Annotated in this window: 14 protein-coding genes and 1 riboswitch; of the genes, 5 read left to right on the forward strand and 9 right to left on the reverse strand. The window is 49.6% G+C overall.

Translation table 11 applies throughout. The features are described from left to right. Window positions 1-77: 77 nt before the first annotated feature. Entirely contained in the window at window positions 78-815 is a 738-nt protein-coding gene (locus JWJ90_RS11115; RefSeq protein ID WP_205227296.1) for a Mut7-C RNAse domain-containing protein, read from the reverse strand. A 358-nt stretch (window positions 816-1,173) separates the two neighbouring features. Here JWJ90_RS11115 and JWJ90_RS11120 point away from each other — a divergent pair, with 358 nt between their 5' ends. The 4 genes from JWJ90_RS11120 (at window position 1,174) to JWJ90_RS11135 (ending at window position 3,021) form a co-directional block, all read left to right on the forward strand. Beyond that, the gene (locus JWJ90_RS11120; protein ID WP_205227297.1) at window positions 1,174-1,551 is read left to right on the forward strand and encodes an HIT family protein; all 378 of its coding nucleotides are present in this window, start codon (window positions 1,174-1,176) and stop codon (window positions 1,549-1,551) included. A gap of 8 nt (window positions 1,552-1,559) precedes the next feature. After that, window positions 1,560-1,820: a hypothetical protein gene (locus tag JWJ90_RS11125; protein WP_205227298.1), complete on the forward strand. Its 261-nt coding sequence runs from the start codon at window positions 1,560-1,562 to the stop codon at window positions 1,818-1,820. A 201-nt stretch (window positions 1,821-2,021) separates the two neighbouring features. Further along, complete coding sequence (locus JWJ90_RS23940) at window positions 2,022-2,162, forward strand: hypothetical protein (RefSeq protein ID WP_420828906.1); 141 nt, start codon at window positions 2,022-2,024, stop codon at window positions 2,160-2,162. Window positions 2,163-2,229: 67 nt separating this feature from the next. Next, a complete protein-coding gene (locus tag JWJ90_RS11135) occupies window positions 2,230-3,021 on the forward strand; it encodes an HD domain-containing protein (RefSeq protein WP_205227300.1) in 792 nt (263 codons plus the stop codon). A 219-nt stretch (window positions 3,022-3,240) separates the two neighbouring features. On the opposite strand, the gene JWJ90_RS23945 is transcribed toward JWJ90_RS11135, so the two are convergent. The 8 genes from JWJ90_RS23945 to JWJ90_RS11180 all read right to left on the reverse strand — a co-directional run bounded on the left by JWJ90_RS23945 (window position 3,241) and on the right by JWJ90_RS11180 (window position 14,870). Continuing rightward, complete coding sequence (locus tag JWJ90_RS23945; protein WP_420828905.1) at window positions 3,241-4,797, reverse strand: DEAD/DEAH box helicase; 1,557 nt, start codon at window positions 4,795-4,797, stop codon at window positions 3,241-3,243. 462 nt (window positions 4,798-5,259) lie between these two features. Then, the gene (locus JWJ90_RS11150) at window positions 5,260-6,255 is read right to left on the reverse strand and encodes an ABC transporter substrate-binding protein (RefSeq protein ID WP_205227301.1); all 996 of its coding nucleotides are present in this window, start codon (window positions 6,253-6,255) and stop codon (window positions 5,260-5,262) included. Window positions 6,256-6,261: 6 nt separating this feature from the next. After that, window positions 6,262-7,011, reverse strand: a complete 750-nt coding sequence (locus tag JWJ90_RS11155; protein WP_205227302.1) for an ABC transporter permease — start codon at window positions 7,009-7,011, stop codon at window positions 6,262-6,264. Continuing rightward, window positions 7,001-7,786, reverse strand: coding sequence for an ATP-binding cassette domain-containing protein (locus JWJ90_RS11160; RefSeq protein WP_240194888.1), 786 nt, complete (start codon window positions 7,784-7,786; stop codon window positions 7,001-7,003). The genes JWJ90_RS11155 and JWJ90_RS11160 overlap by 11 nt, the downstream gene beginning before the upstream one ends. Window positions 7,787-8,075: 289 nt before the next feature. Beyond that, the gene (locus JWJ90_RS11165; RefSeq protein ID WP_205227303.1) at window positions 8,076-10,241 is read right to left on the reverse strand and encodes a TonB-dependent receptor; all 2,166 of its coding nucleotides are present in this window, start codon (window positions 10,239-10,241) and stop codon (window positions 8,076-8,078) included. Between the two features lie 433 nt (window positions 10,242-10,674). Then, window positions 10,675-10,869, reverse strand: a riboswitch (cobalamin riboswitch). Window positions 10,870-10,955: 86 nt separating this feature from the next. Further along, a complete protein-coding gene (locus tag JWJ90_RS11170) occupies window positions 10,956-12,818 on the reverse strand; it encodes an ATP-binding protein (protein ID WP_205227304.1) in 1,863 nt (620 codons plus the stop codon). A gap of 139 nt (window positions 12,819-12,957) precedes the next feature. Next, the gene (locus tag JWJ90_RS11175) at window positions 12,958-13,524 is read right to left on the reverse strand and encodes a nitroreductase family protein (protein ID WP_205227305.1); all 567 of its coding nucleotides are present in this window, start codon (window positions 13,522-13,524) and stop codon (window positions 12,958-12,960) included. Window positions 13,525-14,051: 527 nt separating this feature from the next. Then, complete coding sequence (locus JWJ90_RS11180) at window positions 14,052-14,870, reverse strand: flagellin N-terminal helical domain-containing protein (RefSeq protein ID WP_205227306.1); 819 nt, start codon at window positions 14,868-14,870, stop codon at window positions 14,052-14,054. 1,000 nt (window positions 14,871-15,870) lie between these two features. Between JWJ90_RS11180 and JWJ90_RS11185 the strand changes: the two genes are divergently transcribed. Then, window positions 15,871-17,088 carry a response regulator gene (locus JWJ90_RS11185; protein ID WP_205227307.1) on the forward strand — a complete coding sequence of 406 codons (1,218 nt, stop codon included), beginning with the start codon at window positions 15,871-15,873 and terminating at the stop codon, window positions 17,086-17,088. The last annotated feature ends 87 nt before the right edge of the window (window positions 17,089-17,175 follow it).

Raw genomic sequence — 17,175 nt, forward strand, 5'->3', positions numbered from 1 at the left:
AAATCTAATTATTCAAGACACCCATAAATCAGGCAGAAAGCGAATTCAGGGAAAAAACCATATCTGCTCACCCGCCTTCACGGATCCAGGCGGTTGAGTAAATCCATCATTTTATCGGTATGGCTTCCCTGCCAGTAAATCTTATCGCAGTGCGGGCAGATTTTGAAAACTTCAAAATAGCGTTTTGTTAGAGGTTCCAGACGAGGGAGAATGTCCTGCTTGGCAACGGGGTCAAGCAGATGGTTGCACCGCATACAGCGGCTGAACCGGTGCGGCAGGCTGTTGATGGCAAAGAGAGAAAGAATTTCTTGAAGTTGTTGCTCTGGAACGTCGTTACGCAGGCAGTGTCCAAAAACAACCTGTTTACGCTTAAGTAGATCCAGGTTGCGGGTGAGTACTATACGCAGCTCTTCCTGGACTCTTTCTCCCATATCGGTTTCGTTCCAGTCAGGATCATAAAGTGTGTCAAACCCTGCCATGCGCAGGTAACCGGCCAGCTTGCCGATATTCTTATCCACCAGAAAACGGAAATCGCCGACATAGGCGGGGCGAAGTAATGTCGTCTTATGAATTTCCCAGGGGGGATGAATGGCTTGCAGGGTAAAATGCTGCTCGTCTTGAACGCGATGACTGAAATCCACCGCGTTCCCATTGCAGAGAATGCCACCAATCTCGGTATGAGGAACACCAAAGGCCTCGATGACATCCTTAATGGAGGTCGAGCGGGAAACCGCCAGCCTGATGGGTTGGTCACTGCGCCATTGCTTACGCAACAGGCAGATCAATTCGTCTGCAAAGTGGTAGGTTGCGACCATGGTGTTTGTGTGTTGCCCTTGAGTCCTTCCCGTTTGCTGGGAGGGACCTCACTTATAGGTGTCTTGAATAATCAGTTTTTCAATCAAGGCCAGCTAAGCGCCAGCCCATGGAGGGATTGGTAGAAAAATCAATGACCCGAATCCGTGACGGCGGGTGGTCACTGAACAACGCATCTTTTTAATAAGACGACGTATTTTTACAAATTCATGTATTGTTCAGTTGCACCCGCCGTCACGGATTCAGGCAATGATTCAAGATTCTCTACAGTAGCATAGTACCGAAGGGTAAGTGAAGCTGAATACCTGAATCCGTGAGCATTGAACGTAGCGAGTTAAACGAGTTAGGCGAGTTGACGAGATGATAAATTGTCCTTTCTGTTACAGTAATATCAAACCCCTGATTGTGGCGGAATATGAGAGTGTTGTCGCCATAAAGGATAGGTTTCCGGTAACAGAAAGGCACCACCTTGTCCTCCCCAAACGGCATGCAGAGGATTACTTTTCATTAACCTCTACAGAAAAACAGGATGCGGATCATCTGATCAGCCTTTTATGCGATCAGATCCGTACTGTGGATACAAGCGTCACAGGCTTTAACCTTGGCGTGAATTGTGGGACCTCAGCCGGCCAGACCATTTTCCACTGTCACATTCATCTCATTCCCAGACGGGATGGGGATACGCCTACACCCAGAGGCGGTGTTCGTGGTGTCATTCCCGATAAAATGAACTATTGAAAGTACTTATGAAACTCGATCCCAATCAGTTTGGCCTCAACGCCCGCACGCGACTTGAGCAACACGATCCATCCACCATTGCTTTGATCATGGACCGGAAGAGCCGTATCATCATGGCCGATGGGCGCAAGATTTTGGAAAAAATAAAGAAGATTCGAGAGGTTAAGTCAGGAATCGCTGTTGTCGTTAAAACAACAGCACCGGTGTGTAGTAAAACTTTGCAGTTTTTGGCTGAAGAGAGGGTCGACATTTTGCCCTTGAAATCCTGATGGTATCTGTTTTCAGAAGGAAGGGATATGATCTGTATAACCCATAGAGCGCAGGAATTCATTCTGGCCAAGGACCAGGCCATCACCATCTGCTTTGAGAGCCATCACAGTGCAGGAGGCTGATGCGCTGGGCGGCAGGTTGTCAGCCGCGTCCCGGCGGTTCGCCGGGGTAAACCACGTCTACAGGAAAACTATGACTTCATTGAGGCCGACGGCATCACCATCTGGTATCAGCGTGGGGTTGACCTTGAGACGTCGATTTGCACGGTTGATGTGCGAGGCTGGTGGATTTTTCAAGAGTTGGTTGTAGAGGGACTCGCTCCCCTTGTTCAGCACATATAATCCACTGACCATCAACAACGATTTTTTTGAATGACAGGGGGGCAGTGGCCATGCACAGGGCAAAAGAATGGATACGCATCTTTTAGAATTGAAATCCTGGTTTACTCGGTATGTAAACAGCTTTTATACCGGTGAACCTGATGTCCAGAAGAATATTGCCTTAAAGGCTGAACATACCCATCGGGTCTGCGAAAATATCCTGGAGATAGGTAAGAGTCTGGGCATTTCTTCCCCGGAGCTTGTTATCGCAGAAACTGCAGCTCTTTTACATGATATAGGCCGGTTTGAGCAGTACCATCGCTACAGGACCTTTGCTGACAGCAGATCGGAAAATCATGCTTCGCTTGGTGTCAAAATCATTCAGCAAAATAATCTGCTGCAAGGATTTGATGCTGTTGTAGCTGGTGCAATTATTCGAGCAGTAGCCTGTCATAATCGCCTTGAAATACCTGCCCAAGGAGATCAGATCTTTTTACGCACCTTAAAGATGCTTCGGGATGCGGATAAGCTCGATATATGGCGGGTGGTGATCGATTATTACCGCAACTCGGCGGGTGAGCGAAATCAGGCCGTGGAGTTGGGGCTGCCGGATACAGATGACATTTCAGAGACGATCTATCAGGGGCTCATGGCGGGCAGGCCGGTACGTTTTGCAGATCTCCAAGTGCTTAACGATTTCAAGCTGCTGCAAATGGGATGGATCTATGATTTAAACTACCAGAAGAGCTTTGATCTGGTTGGGCGCAGAGGCTATCTGGAGGCAATTCGTGATACTTTACCACAGGGATCCAGAAAGGTGCAGGAACTGTATGAAAAGATCAGAGGCTATCTTGAAAAGCGGATGCAAGAAACGCGATAAATGTTTGTCACCAGGATTTGGGCGTACCAATGCATGCCCTCGGGGCAGGTGAGAGGCTCTTATGGAAAAATACAAAAAGGAGGAACCCTAATTTCACAGGGCTCCTCCTTGTAGAGTTATCCACTACGAGGTGTACTGAAGGGCTGAACAAGAAACGTGTCTGTTCATTCTTTGTGTACGTACAGGAAGTTTGTTCAGCAACCATCCTCCGTCACGGATTCAGGTCATATTCTGTTTGACGACATTTGCTGCATGAGGGCCTTTCGTTCCGTCAACGACATCAAAACGTACGCGATCCCCCTCCTTGAGAGACGTATATCCAGTAGCTTGAACAGCAGACTGGTGCACAAAAATGTCTTTTCCCCCGCTCTGCGCTATGAACCCAAATCCTTTTGATGCGTTGAACCATTTCACGGTTCCCTGCGTCATGGTGATGGCACCACGTTGATTTCCCAGGCTCGCAGAAGGTTGTTCTTTTTTGGTGGGGCTTTTTGCCCGTGTATGCACGATATTTTTTGCTCGGCCCATAACTATCCCTCCACGGGTGTTGGACGGGGCCTGCTGGGAACGGGAAGTCGAAGTGGCGTGAGCGGTTTGTTTGATTCTCTTGTTGATTTTTCCCCGCTTTGGCGAGGCAAGGACAGGCTGGCTTTCTGGTATCTGGAGTCCCTCTGGCAACTTCTGCATGGGCAATGAGAGGTTAAGCGAACGTTCAATCTGTGCCACTAATCGGCGGTCATCATTGGTGGCGAAATTCAATGCCTCGCCAACGCTGCCCGCTCGGCCTGTTCTTCCGGTACGATGAATATAGGTTTCAGCGGTATCGGGCATGTCGTAATTGATAACGTGGGAAATGCCGCTGACGTCGATCCCGCGTGCAGCGATATCAGTGGCAACAAGGATGGAATAGGTACCATTTTTAAAGCCTTCCAGAGCCTTTGTCCTGTTGTTTTGGGACATGTCTCCCTGCAGCGAGGTAGCTTTCAATCCTTTTTTAGAGAGCTTGATCGCGAGTTTTTTCGCTTTGTGCTTCGTTCGGGTAAAGACCAGGGTTGTCCCCATGGATTCTGCTTTGATCAGGTGCATAAGTAGGGAAATTTTCTGCTTTTGATCGATAAAGAACAACCGGTGTGAAATGCTTTTGACGGAGCGGCTGGGCTTAATGGTCACCGTGTGTTGGTTGACGAGCATTTTGCTGGCGAAATTTTTGATTTCCGCAGGCATAGTGGCGGAAAAAATCAAATTCTGCCGTTGAGCCGGGACGAGGCGAACAATGCGACGAATATCGGGCATAAACCCCTGGTCGAGCATCTGGTCGGCTTCATCGAGGATCAGCACTTCGATCTGGGAAAGATCAATAACTCTGTCCTGCACCAGATCAAGCAGGCGACCAGGGCAGGCGATAACGATATCGACCCCTCGCCTAAGGGCATCCACCTGTGCTTTTTTTCCAACACCGCCATAGACGGCAAGGCTACGTAACCCCGTGTTTTTTGTCACGGTCTGGGTGAAATCATGGATCTGTTCCGCAAGTTCCCGGGTCGGGGCCATTACCAGAGCGCGGATATTTTTCCCGGGGCTGGCCAGTAAGCGATGAACCGTCGGGAGAATAAAAGCCGCTGTTTTTCCTGTGCCGGTCTGGGCAAGGCCAAGGAGATCGCGTCCTTCAAGGATAGCGGGAATGGCCTGTTCCTGAATAGGGGTTGGTTGAGTGAACCCGCATAGTTTGATTGCTTGAAGAAGGTGATCATTGAGTTGAAAGGTACTGAAATTCATGCATGCTCCTGCCCTCAGAAAATACAAACCAGAAAAAATACCCGCTTGGGAATATTGTCTGGTTGTCAGGTTTTTCCTGAGAGCTGTAGGTGTTTTTTAGGCTGCTGGTCTGTTAAAGACCCAACGATTGTGTTGCCTGTGTGGAGAAAAGTTGAATGCACAAGACACCACAAAAGAGGTCGCATGCATTGGCTGAGGCTCATTATTTCCTGACTCAGGTTCTCTGTGAATCCGGGCAGGAAGGGCGCCTCTCAAAAAGAACGGCTCTGTAAACAAATACACATATACAGTTCGCCATTGAAATTAGGAAAGTACAAAGCTTGAAGTGTCGTACTCGAGGCATTTTACAAGAACGATAAAAAGAGAATGTTCTTTGGATAAATCTTACATAATATCCAGAATAGCGCAAAGGTGCAAGTAAATACACCCTGGGGAGGTACTCATGCATAGATTGAGGTGGCATCAGAGAGATTTCTGGGGCTTGAGTATCTCTTGAAGAGCAAACGTGTGCGGTAGTAGCTTCTGACTGACCATGATTTCTTGGGTCTGATCCCAGCCTGCATGATCTATCCTGCCAATGGCAACGGTTGGGTCGGGCTGAATCAGGGTTCGCGTAATACGCAGCTGCTCCTGCTGTATGGTTTGGGGGATGTTTGGCTCATAGTGTTGTAAGAGGCTCAGCACCGCTTTCTCATTTTCAGGATCAAGAGCCTGCTGCCACCCCGAGAGCAGTACACCAAGAAAACGCTGCACCAGCTCCGGTTTCTCTTTTAAGGTGCGCACGTGGGTGACCACAGAGTTCGCCACAAATTTCACCCCAAAGTCTGCGGGATTAAAATATGCTGTTTTTTCCCCTTCCTGAGCAAGCTGCGCTGTGATGATCGGGCCCTGAGCATTGCGGTATACCGGCCAGAGCTGGACTCGTTTACGGTAAAAGGGGGTGTAATCGTAACGAACACTGAAAAGTCGTACCTGAGAACTATCAAGGTTGCCCTCAGCCAGCAAAGTACGCATGATGGATTCATCGTTGCCGCCAAAGGTTACCCCAATGACTTTTTCTTTCAAATCAGCAAGGCTACCCAGCTGAAGTTTTTCCGGGCGGTAGATCCATTGCAGCGGGTTTATTTGAAAGAGCTGGGCTATCACCACGATAGGTGCCCCCTTGGCCCGTGCACGTAACACCTGATCGGCAGAGGCCACCCCGAAATCGGCCCGCCCCAGCTCCAACTCACGAATGGCGTCCCGTTCCGGCCCGCCTGGTTTTACCGTTACATTGAGTCCTGCCTTTGAAAACAGCTGGTTGTGTTCAGCGTATAAAGCTCCAACGACGCTGACATTGCGCAACCATTTAAGACGGTAGGTGATGTTGTCATTGGCAGAACAATATGTGCTGTGAAGAAAGAGCAGCAGGGTGCACACCAAAACCGATCGGGATAAAAATCGTAGAATCATGGTCATAGTTTTTTATTTGCCGGTCCAGGCGCGCCGGATGGCTATGCCCAGCAGCTCCAGCATGGCCTGATAGATGGCGATGGTGATGCCGATAAAAAAAAGGGCGATGAGTATTTTTGCCAGATCGCTCTGATAGAGGGCGATGCGAATGGTGTAGCCGATTCCTGCGTTGGCGGCGATAAACTCTCCGACAATCGTGCCCGCCATGGCCAGGGTGGCAGAGCCGGCTATAACCGTGGTCAACTGGTTTAAGTTTTCAAAGGTGCGGATTTTCACTTCAAGTTGCCAGCGCATGCGACCGGTGGCCCGGTAAAAGTGCTCGATATCGGTAACCGGCTTGGACATGATCCCCAAAACGGAGAGCAAAAGCGGAAAATAACAGATCATGGCCGCGATAAGCAAGCGGGTGAGAAACCCATCCCCCAGAAGAATAAAGAGAATCGGTGCCAGGGCGACAATGGGGTAGGCCTGAATATTGTAGGCCGCAACCTTGATAAAGGAGCCCAGCCAGGTGGATTGGCGGCCAATAATTCCCAGAGTAAACGCCAGGATCACTGAGACCACTTGGCCGATGACCGCAATGGACATGGTGTTGAGGGTGGCAAGACCGTAGGAACGGTATTTGGTTGTCAGTGTCTGCAGCATTCCCACAGGACCGGGGATAACGTAATCCGAGAGCTGGAGACTGTATTTCAGAAGTAGCAGGCAACCGATAAAGAGAGCATAGAGCAGAAAAAATTGAAGGATACGTTTAAGCAGCATTCATGATCTCCAATAAGACCGCATCCAGCTCTGCCGAGTTACGCTCTGTGTTTGTTCTAACATTGCATCCCTGGAGCATGCGTGGAGCGTGTACTTGGTTGCTGCCCTGAAACACCAGAATCGAATCACAGAACTTGGCCACTTCCCTGGCGTTATGGGATATATAAATAAAGTAACGGGCGGGAAACATTTCTTTGAGAGAAAGGATAATTGTTTCCCGTGTCAGTTCATCGACATTGGCCAGGCTTTCGTCCATAATCAGCAGGTCACAGTCCTGCAGCAGGTAGCGGATCAAATTGACCCGGTTCTGCTGACCCATGGACAACTGGTCAAAGCGCGCGTTAACACAGTCGGCCAAACCAAAGAGGTCCACCAGTTTGTCTTTTTCTGGCAGCAAGGAGGGCGTAATGACTTTTGAGAGATGATGATCAACCGAAGACCAACCGGGCAACCGCTCTTTGTTATGGGAGTATAGAATGCGATCCAGGCCGTTTGTTATAAGCTGGCCAGTGTAGTCATGCAGTTCGCCGGTGATAATTTTGGCAAGCGTTGTTTTTCCAGCCCCTGAAGGCCCGAAAAAAGAGTGGAATCCCGGTGTGATAAGTTGGAACGATACCTGCGCAAGGATTGGGGCTTCTTTTGCAGGATAGGTAAAGGTAAGCTTTTCGCAGATGAGGGACATACTCTCGGCCGTCGTTGTGGCTCCCTGGGCCATCAGAAGGTGGTTGCGGGGGCCATGCCCTGCAATGGGGTGGTTGTCTGCTGGAAATCTCAATCTTTAGCAGTTTTTACGCCAGGATGAAACCTTTAATTCGATATAGACGCCACCAAAGCGGAGCTGAAAGAATGCGTATATTTTAGGGGGGGCGAGATGTTCAAGGAAGAAAGAAAATTTGAAATGAACTGCTTTGACTGTCGCGGGCATGCCCGCGACAGATCATTGAGGTTGCAAAGGATCGGCAGTGTGTTGGTTTCTGCTTACCGGTCCTCATGGTCATACCATCTTGGATGGGTCCGTTACCACTGCAAGCGGTCTTTTAACTACCTGCCATCGCGGCATAGCTTTAAAAGCTAAAACGCAGCCCCGCACCAATAGTGCGATCAGTTGCGGGGTACCCGCGGGTGTCCTGGTAGGTTTCGTCGAAGAGGTTTTTGACATAGAGTTTCAGGGTACAGTCCTTGATGTCTTTCCACTGATGAAAAAGCAACTGCTCAACACCAAAATCAACCACATGGGAGGAATCTATGGCTATACGGTGAAAAACATATTCTCCAGGAACGGGTTCCTCTGCCACCTCGATTATCTGATCACTTTGATATCTGTAATCAAAGAGCAGGGTGGTGTCTGAAAATATCCTCCAGTCTAATCCCGCGTTGAGACGATTTTTTGCCCGGTCATCCAATGCTGTTTCACCAGCGGGTTCCCCGCCTTTATTCTCAAACTCCTGCCAGGCCCACCCCAACCTGAAGCGCAGGCTGTCGGTCAGGCTCCCTGAGAGCTGTAGCTCAATCCCCTGACGAATTACCTCCTCAAGATTAACGATATAGTCATAGTCGGTTTTGGCAAAACTGCCATTGCTGGCAATAAAATCATGGATCTGGGCATAGGAGTAATTGAGCTGCATCTGGATGTCTCCGACCAGGCGCCGGGAAAGCACAAGGTCATAGCCCACACCGTGCTCCGGTTCGATCCAGCCAATGTTGGGAATGCCCCTTGCCTGGGTCTCCCAGAAGGGGCCTGGATCGCGCCAGATTCGACTGATGCCGACCGAAAGGGATGTATCACGCAGGGACTGGGCAAGGGAATCGAGTTTATAGGTGAGAAATGATTTGGGCACCAGTTGGTTGTAGTCCCGCTCGACCCACAGACCTGCTCCCTTGATGTAATATTTGCCTGTTTTGGGAACATAGTTACTGGAGCAGTGCATGTTGGATTCATAGCGCAGGCCGGTAGTCAGCGAGAGCTGGGGAGATATTTCCCAGGTGTCCTGGGCAAAGGCAAACAGGCTCTCACTCCTTTTTTTATACGAATCCCAGGAGGTTAAGCGAAAAGACGTTTCTGCGTTGTAGGCGTCCTCCTTGTTATAGAGCTGCTCAACACCTCCGCCAATGATTGTTGTGTGTCCGTCCAGCAGTTGGAATGAATTTTTGAGCTGACCACCGACCATGCGCCAATCAACATAGTGCCAGGCTTCCTTGGTGCCCAACGAGGGATCTTGACTGTTTATCCAGGCGAGTTTCGGATTATCAAAACCACCGTCTTCAAAATAGGCATCGGCTATCCAGGTTCCCAGATCGGTGGGGAGATTGAAATCCAGGCGGAAACGGGTTGATGTGGTTTCTTTTCGAGGCGCCTGCCAGGCGTAGGAGCTTGTCGTTGCCGAAGAGAGCGTCGGGTAGTTGCTGTCATAGTTGCTCTGCGCGTCTGTGGGATCGTTGACCACCGCCGATTCAGTTTCAATGTCGGCAAATGAGGTCGTCAGCGTGATAAAACCATTGTTTGGCAGCATATAGCCAAGGCGGCCGACGATATTTTCAATATCTGTTTCCGTATGTCGCAGGTAGCCATCGGTGTGATAGAGCTGATACCCCAGATCATAGGTGAAATTTTCGACACCTCCACTGATGCTGAGATTCTGCTGCCAGGTGTTGTAACTCCCGTAGGTTGTGGCAAGGGATCCGTTTGGCTTGAGTGTCTCAGCTCGTTTTGGAGGGCGAGTTTTAAGGTTGACCGCCCCGCCAATTGCCTGCCCGGGGTAAAGCGCCCAGTGTGGACCGGGAAAGACTTCAAGGGAGTCGATCAGAAAGGGCGGAAAAAGCGCGTAATTGGTCATGCCGACCCCATATCCCCCCATATTGCGAATGGCGGAACCATCAAGTGCGGTGATAAAGCGCCTGCTGGAATACCCACGCATATACAGGGTGTCTTCATCCGGGACGAGATCGCTTTCCCCCTGGAAATCCATGATGACCAGGTCTTTTAGATAATCCGAGACATTGTGGGCATTGGACGGACTTTGGTAGTTTTCAATATCGATGGTGAGTTTTTGCGGTTGCAGATGCACCGCTGAGGAGCTTTTTTTTTCGACAACTGTCATCTCGTCGAACTGTTGTGTTGCGCTGCTACGCTCATCGCTTTCTGCTGCCAGGGCTGTCTGGCTGATGAACAAAGCCAGAGCGCAGGTGCGGATACTTATTTGCCCAAGACCAGCATGGGGCTGTGTTTTCATGGTGCGTCTCCTTGATAAGCTGTGGTTTTTTGTTGAGACTGAAAGTGAGGGGCACGCAACCTGATCATCAGACCCAACTCCCAGGCTCTGGTAATGCTTGAGGGAACGATGCCCCCAGGAGAAGGGACTTGAGAGAAGGCAAGCAGGAAGAGGAGAGGCAGGGGAGGAGGGCTGACTGAGGCAGTAAGCTATGAGGGATGGCCTGAGAGTGTTGCATGGTTCCTCGCATAAAAAGAAAGAGGAAGCGACAACATGGGGCCGGAGTACGGTTGCTGGATACAAAAAAAAATCCCGGATCGAAAAATTTCGATCCGGGATAGCCCTTTATATCCGCAGAAATAGTATGTACCGGATTCGCCGCCGTCCACGCAGTCGTCCAGAAAGGCTCCCTGAAGCCAAAGAGTCTTAGTGGTTGTGCACACGTACTCTTTCTGACTTAGAGAGCGTTCAGGTAGGTCTTCTGACTTCCGGATCAGTCTACTAGCTGCGTCTTCCCAACCTGGATGAGCAATCCCAAGGTTAGTGACATGGTGCAGCGTTCGTTCTCGGTCACAGCGGCGGGCCCGTCCCTGATTTACACAGGGTTCCCTTTTATGTTCTTATGAACACCTGACGTGATGAGAAAAGAACAGGTTGGTGTGAAAATGTCAAGGATATTGTCTGGTTAGCAGCAGGGGGGAACTGAAAAAAACACTCTTCCGATTTCGGGCAGAATCATTGAGGTTTAGTGTGTGTCTGCAGACAGGCGTTGAGCTTGTCGGGCTGAATAGGTTTGGTGAGGTAGGCATCCATGCCCGCTGCCAGACAGAGCTTCTGATCCTGGGTGGTGGCATGGGCAGTTATGGCGATGATGGTGAGGTGCCCACCAGACAAACGCTGACTCAGCTCCGTCATTAGGGGGGCTGGCAACATAGCCTCGGGAGTTGCCCCTTGCTCTATTTCCCGAATAAGCCTGGTGGCGGTGAGTCCGTCCATGACAGGCATCTGAACATCCATCAGCACAAGATCGAAGGTGTTTTCGCTGATTTTCTGAAGAGCCTCAAGTCCGTTGGAGGCCACCTGCACCAGGTGATCTTTTTCCAACATCATTGCGGCGACATCCCGGTTGATCTCGTTGTCATCGACCACGAGAAGTGCGAGTTGCCTGGAAATAGCGTTCGAGGCCTCAAGCTGGGGTGGCGCAGGTGTTTTTGATGCTTCTTCACAGCGTTCAAGTTCCAGTATCAGATGAAAGGTGCTGCCCTGACCAGGGATGCTTTCAGCCCAGAGCTGCCCGCCCATGAGGCTGGTGAGTTGCTTGCTGATTGCCAGACCCAGACCCGTTCCGCCGAACTGGCGGGTGTAGGAGTTGTCTCCCTGTTCAAAGGTATCGAAAATAGAGTCAAGCTTATCGGGAGCAATGCCTATACCGCTGTCTTTGACGCTGAACAGGAGGGAGATTTTCCCTGATTCCTTTTGCTCTACGGCTGGCTCAACCCGTAAAACCACTTCCCCCTGAGAGGTAAATTTAATCGCATTGCCCGCCAGGTTCAGAAGAATCTGGTGAATGCGCAGGTCGTCGCCTTGCACCATGGCTGGCAGGTTGGGCGCCAGGTCCAGGGTAAAGTTGAGTCCTTTTTCTTGAGCTGAAACCGTGAGGATCTCGCTTAGAGGAGTGAGGAGTGTCATTATTGTAAACGGCCTGGGATCGAGTTGAAGCTGCCCTGCTTCGATTTTTGAAAAATCGAGGATGTCATTGATAATCCCCAGAAGGCTCTGTGCCGACTGTTGCACGGTTTTGAGAACGTGGTGTTGCTTCGGCGTGGAGGACTCCTCCAAAGCGAGATGGGTCATGCCGATGATTGCGTTCATGGGCGTTCGAATCTCGTGGCTCATATTTGCAAGAAACTGGCTTTTTTGTTGATTAGCTGCGTTGGCAGCTTCGACAGCCTCTTCAAGCTGAGCAACCAGTTTTTTGTTTTCCAACCCCATGGTTATTGAGCTTGCCAGAGCCGCATAGACCTCGTTGCCAGAGCGTAAAATATAAAAGAGAAATAAAACCACAGTCACCGCCATCAAGCCGTAGAGCCAATTCTCCTGCGCAAGGAGAATGAAACGAAGGGTCAACGGGCTGAGTAAGAGCAGGAGATAGCCGCGAAAGAGGATGGGGAAGGGGGAAAGAGAAGAGATAGATCCTGCACCGATTCCGGCAATAATCAGGAGCAGACAAATTTGGTGTACACTCTTCTCCTGGGGCAGAAAAAAATAAATGAGCAGCCCCCAGCCCAGAGCCCCAACCCAGGCGGACCAAGTCCAGAGATGCAGCCATATTTTTCGAGGCCGGGAGGGGGCGTTCTGCAGATGAAGTAACAGCAGGTAGCGCAACAGGTAGCTGCTGAGCATGGCGGCGAGCCAGACCAGAAGAGCACTTTGATCGGCAAGCTGAAAATGAGTGAAATCAGCACAGATAATTGCCGCAAATATTGCAAGAATACCTGCTCCGGGAAGGCTGGCTCGACTCTGCCTGTAGCCTAAAGCCGCGATATGGTCGTTGAGTTCTTCCTTGTGGATCTGCGTTGAGTTTTCACTTTCGGGCATATCTTTTCGGTCCTCAACCTACAGAAATCTATGCAGAATGCTCCTGGGGGCTGCGGGTGAAGCTGAACAGGGTGGGTGGTTCAAATTCTGTATACATTGAAGATGATACGCCGTTAAGTGATCACCCACGGATGCGGCATTATATGAACCGCATAATCTCGTCGACTTCTTTTCGTGGTGTTGGTTTTACGTGGGCCCCTTCTTCGTAGCCATAGACGATAAGCGCCGCGACAGTTTCTTCCTTAGGCAGGTTGACCGCCTGAGCGATTGAATCCTCGTCTATCACACCAAAGATGCAGGTGCCGACCCCTTTGGCATGAGCTGCCAGGCAAAAGGTTTGACAGGCGATTCCCGCGTCAAAGGCTTCCCAGATGGGCGCGTGATCCTCTGACAATCCCTCTTTGACCATATCGCGTTTTGCCTGGTCAAAGGTGCCGCTCTTTCCTTTGACAAAACTCAGAACAGCAACCCCTTTTGCATTTTGCAGGGTTTTCATGTTGTAGACAAAGCCTTTAACACCATCACTTGCCAGCTTGGCAATGGTTGCCTCGTCATCGACCAGGGTGTAGCGGGCAATCTGGTAATTTGCCCATGAAGGTGCCCAACGGCTGATCTCGATAATCTCCCGCATGGTCTCGCGGTTGACTTTTTCATCTTTGAATTTTCGAACGCTTCTACGCTCTTTAATCATTTCAATGGCGTCCATGTTTTCCTCCTTGTTGAATGCTTACAGAGTCAGGTTAAAGGCTACTCTACGTTAATCTTCGATTTTCAACAATCTCGATCATGATGAGGAATACATCGCACCTTTGTTTTGAAAGAAGATTAACTGGAGGCTGTGTCTGCATAAAGAACAACAAAAGGTTCCTTGTTATATTGAGAAGGAACCTTTGTGTGTTTTATATCTAGTAAAATATCGTATAGTTATGGACGGATTGTGGGGCGATCGATGTCGCGTTGTCAGCGAGTGGGATATGTGCCAGGTTTTGCAATTACCCCCTTAACGCTTTATGTCCTGAATCCGTGATGACGGGGAGACTGAACAAGGTATCCTTATACTGGGAAGATTTTTTTTAACAAAAACATGTTTGTCCAATATCACCCGCCGCCCTCTGAGGAATCCATCAGTACGTCGTCTACATTGTCTGCAACATACCGATAAAGTATATTTTGATCGGCATGTTGCAAACATTGAAACTGACACACCTATCAGTGCTCATGGATTCAGGTAATTCATTCTTCCGCCATACTGAACAGTTTCAAGGCCGTACCCGCCGATTGACGCGCCTGCATTTGAATGGCGATCCCAGCCTTTTCAAGTATCTGGCTTTTTACAAGCTCGGAGGCCTCTGCTGCGAAATCGGTGTCATTAATGCGTGATCTCGATTCGGCCATGTTGACTGAGGTTGTCCCCAGATTGGATATAGCGGACTCGAAGCGGCTTTGTACTGCCCCAAGATCAGCGCGGGAATTCGAAATCGTTGTCAGGGCACCATCTATCGCTTTAAGGGCATTCTGGGCACTTTCAGCGGTAGAGATATTCTGTTCGCCTAACCCAAGATTTTCCGGGCTCATGTCACTGATGGAGACTTCAATGGTTTCACCGCTGTTTGCACCAACCTGAAACGATGCCCCTTCAAAATCGCCATTTAAAAGCTGTTGTCCATTAAAGGTGGTCTGCTCAGAGATTCGGGCCAATTCCTCCTGTAGTTGACTGAACTCTTTGTTCATTGCCGCCCTGTCGGAACTGTTGTAGATGCCGTTACCGGATTGTACGGCCAACTCCCGCATACGTTGTAAGGCATCCGACGATTCGGCCAGGGCACCGTCAGCTGTCTGGGTCAGTGAAATACCATCCCCGGCATTGGTCATGGCCTGATTGAGTCCCTGAATGAGGGCAGACATTTTGTCGGATATGGCCAGGCCCGCGGCATCATCCTTGGCGCTGTTGATTCGGCTTCCACTGCTCAACCTGTTGAGCGAGGTATTGGTTTGTGCATGAGCTTTGTTCAGGTAATTTGTGTTTGTCGAAGTACCTTTAATCGTGACCATTTTTTTCCTCCTCCTGCCAATGCCGCTAAAGCAATTCAACCTATGTGTAAAAGGTATTTATTAATAACGAAAAGTCAATAAGTTGGATTTGTGTTCTGGGGCCTGCGAACAAACTCTTTTCATCTTTGATTGTACCCTAGCCCGTATATCTTTCAAAAGGAAATTATGGGCCAGGCCAGCTCAAAATGAGGCTGAATCGCTCTTTTGAGAGGGCTGGTTCTTCAGAGTGTTGTGTAGCTAAACCTCTTTGCAAAAGGAGATGTAATCGAATTATTTAAGCCTCCAGAGAGGCAACCTGCTGTTTCTCCACGGAAAATGATCTGTGGCTAATCGGGCAGTAGTGATTTCAGCTCAAAGACCCAATTTTTTGAGGGGAGTATACGTAGGCGGTTAATTTTTTTATAAAATTCAGGCTATTTGTCTACTGGGGAAAACCCTTATTTTCGTGACGAAAACGAGCTGAAAAGAAGGAGGAAAGGAAACAGGCGCGGCGCGAGTACAGCAGGGGCGGGCGAGGAAAGACTGTTGGGCAAGTACAGCCCCTTGTTGGCTGGGGGCATCAACGTTGCCTTCATTACTGTGTAAGGGGGGGGGCAATCAGAAACGTTCTTTTTGGAGTCGGGGCTTGCCTGAGTTTGTACAAAATACGCATTTCTGGGCGGACTTTAACCGATGAGTCTATTCTCGCACCACCTTTCAAAAAACGTTTTTCGTTTCATAGAGTCTTGATTTTTTTGCTTGAGGCTCAGGCTGTGATTCCTTGTCTGTCATCGTGATTCCCACTTCCCCTTTTTTCTTTGAATCGTATTGAAACGAATCCGAACATTTTTCTCCTTATGTTTCATTTTGTTTTTGTCGACTGTTTCAGGTTTTGTTTCAGTTGAAAGGTTGTTGATCTATTTGGCTGAAATTGCGCGATTATTTTTTATTGGCATGCTCTGTGCTATATCGCAAGTAACCCCGCTTGATTGTATAAATGCATGAGAATAAGGAGATAAATATGTCATCAATAGCAATCAGTTGCGCAAAGTTTTGTCGGGAAAAGGAAGTGCTGGATCAGTTAGTCGCCGTTACGGGTTATACGGTTGTCCGCGATCGTGATCTCATTGAAAAAACAGCGGCACAGTTTCAGGTGGATCGGGAAAAGGTTGAGCGAGCCCTCTTTGGCCCCCCATCCGTGTTCAATAAATTTACTCTGGAACGAGAGAATATTCTTGCCCGCTGCAAGTCGGTCATCGCCGAGGAGTTGAAACAGGTAGACACCATTTATTACGGCATGATTGGTTTGCTCATTCCCCAGACGGTTACCCATGTCTTACGTGTTGGGCTCTTTGATGAGACCAAAAATAGACTGCAGCGTGCTCTGGATGAAGGACTGGCAGAGAAAAAAGCACTGAAGATCATGAAGAAAAGTGATGTCAGTAGTGGTGATTTGGCCCATTATATATACAGAAAGCCGGCCAATGACCGCTCGCTCTACGATATCTTTCTGCCTATGAATGCAACCTCGGTGGAAAAGGCCGTCCAGATTATCATGGAGAATGACATGAAAACAGCCCTGCTCCAGACGGCCCAGTCGCTTCAGGCGGTCGACGACATGGCTTTGGCGGCCAGGGTGGAACGTGCTCTCTTGAGCAAGGGATGCACAAATCAGATACAGTGCCAAGAGGGCAATGTAACCGTGTATATCAATGAAAGCGTTTTTAGCTTTGAACACACGGCCGACACCTTGAAAAGCCTGGTGCGAGGCGTTGCCGGGGTAGGAGAGGTGGAGGTTGTCGCTGGTAAGGATTACCATGTCTCGGTCTACCGCGACTGTGCCTTTGAATTGCCGGCCAAAGTTTTGTTAGTCGATGATGAGCAGGAATTTGTGCAGACCCTGTCCGATCGCCTGAACACCCGCAACTATGGCAGTTATCCGGTTTTTGATGGTGAACAGGCCATGGAACTTTTAGAATCAGAGACACCGGATGTTATGGTCCTTGATCTGAAAATGCCAGGGATGCAGGGTGTTGATGTCTTGCGCCAGACCAAGAAGGCGAAACCGGAGATAGAAGTTATCATACTTACGGGACACGGCTCCGAAGAGGATCGAAAGGTCTGTCTTGATCTTGGCGCCTACGCCTACCTGCAAAAACCGGTCGATATTGCAGAGCTGACAAAACTCATCGATACGGCTCATGAAAAAGTGGCCAAGGCAAAGGTATGCCGTTGCTGATCACTGTGCAGGAGCAAGGGGGGAAGTATCTGCCTGCCGGGTGGCCCCTGAGCCAATGCCCGTCTGCCCCACTGCTCCAGGACAGGG

It is taken from the genome of Desulfobulbus rhabdoformis (assembly GCF_016919065.1).
GTDB classification, from domain to species: Bacteria; Desulfobacterota; Desulfobulbia; order Desulfobulbales; family Desulfobulbaceae; genus Desulfobulbus; species Desulfobulbus rhabdoformis.

What these genes read in the sequence shown, in the direction of transcription:
- JWJ90_RS11115 (WP_205227296.1), bottom strand. Translation starts at nt 815, where the DNA reads ATGGTCGCAACCTACCACTTTGCAGACGAATTGATCTGCCTGTTGCGT.
- JWJ90_RS11120 (WP_205227297.1), top strand. Translation starts at nt 1,174, where the DNA reads ATGATAAATTGTCCTTTCTGTTACAGTAATATCAAACCCCTGATTGTG.
- JWJ90_RS11125 (WP_205227298.1), top strand. Translation starts at nt 1,560, where the DNA reads ATGAAACTCGATCCCAATCAGTTTGGCCTCAACGCCCGCACGCGACTT.
- JWJ90_RS11135 (WP_205227300.1), top strand. Translation starts at nt 2,230, where the DNA reads ATGGATACGCATCTTTTAGAATTGAAATCCTGGTTTACTCGGTATGTA.
- JWJ90_RS23945 (WP_420828905.1), bottom strand. Translation starts at nt 4,797, where the DNA reads ATGAATTTCAGTACCTTTCAACTCAATGATCACCTTCTTCAAGCAATC.
- JWJ90_RS11150 (WP_205227301.1), bottom strand. Translation starts at nt 6,255, where the DNA reads ATGACCATGATTCTACGATTTTTATCCCGATCGGTTTTGGTGTGCACC.
- JWJ90_RS11155 (WP_205227302.1), bottom strand. Translation starts at nt 7,011, where the DNA reads ATGCTGCTTAAACGTATCCTTCAATTTTTTCTGCTCTATGCTCTCTTT.
- JWJ90_RS11165 (WP_205227303.1), bottom strand. Translation starts at nt 10,241, where the DNA reads ATGAAAACACAGCCCCATGCTGGTCTTGGGCAAATAAGTATCCGCACC.
- JWJ90_RS11170 (WP_205227304.1), bottom strand. Translation starts at nt 12,818, where the DNA reads ATGCCCGAAAGTGAAAACTCAACGCAGATCCACAAGGAAGAACTCAAC.
- JWJ90_RS11175 (WP_205227305.1), bottom strand. Translation starts at nt 13,524, where the DNA reads ATGGACGCCATTGAAATGATTAAAGAGCGTAGAAGCGTTCGAAAATTC.
- JWJ90_RS11180 (WP_205227306.1), bottom strand. Translation starts at nt 14,870, where the DNA reads ATGGTCACGATTAAAGGTACTTCGACAAACACAAATTACCTGAACAAA.
- JWJ90_RS11185 (WP_205227307.1), top strand. Translation starts at nt 15,871, where the DNA reads ATGTCATCAATAGCAATCAGTTGCGCAAAGTTTTGTCGGGAAAAGGAA.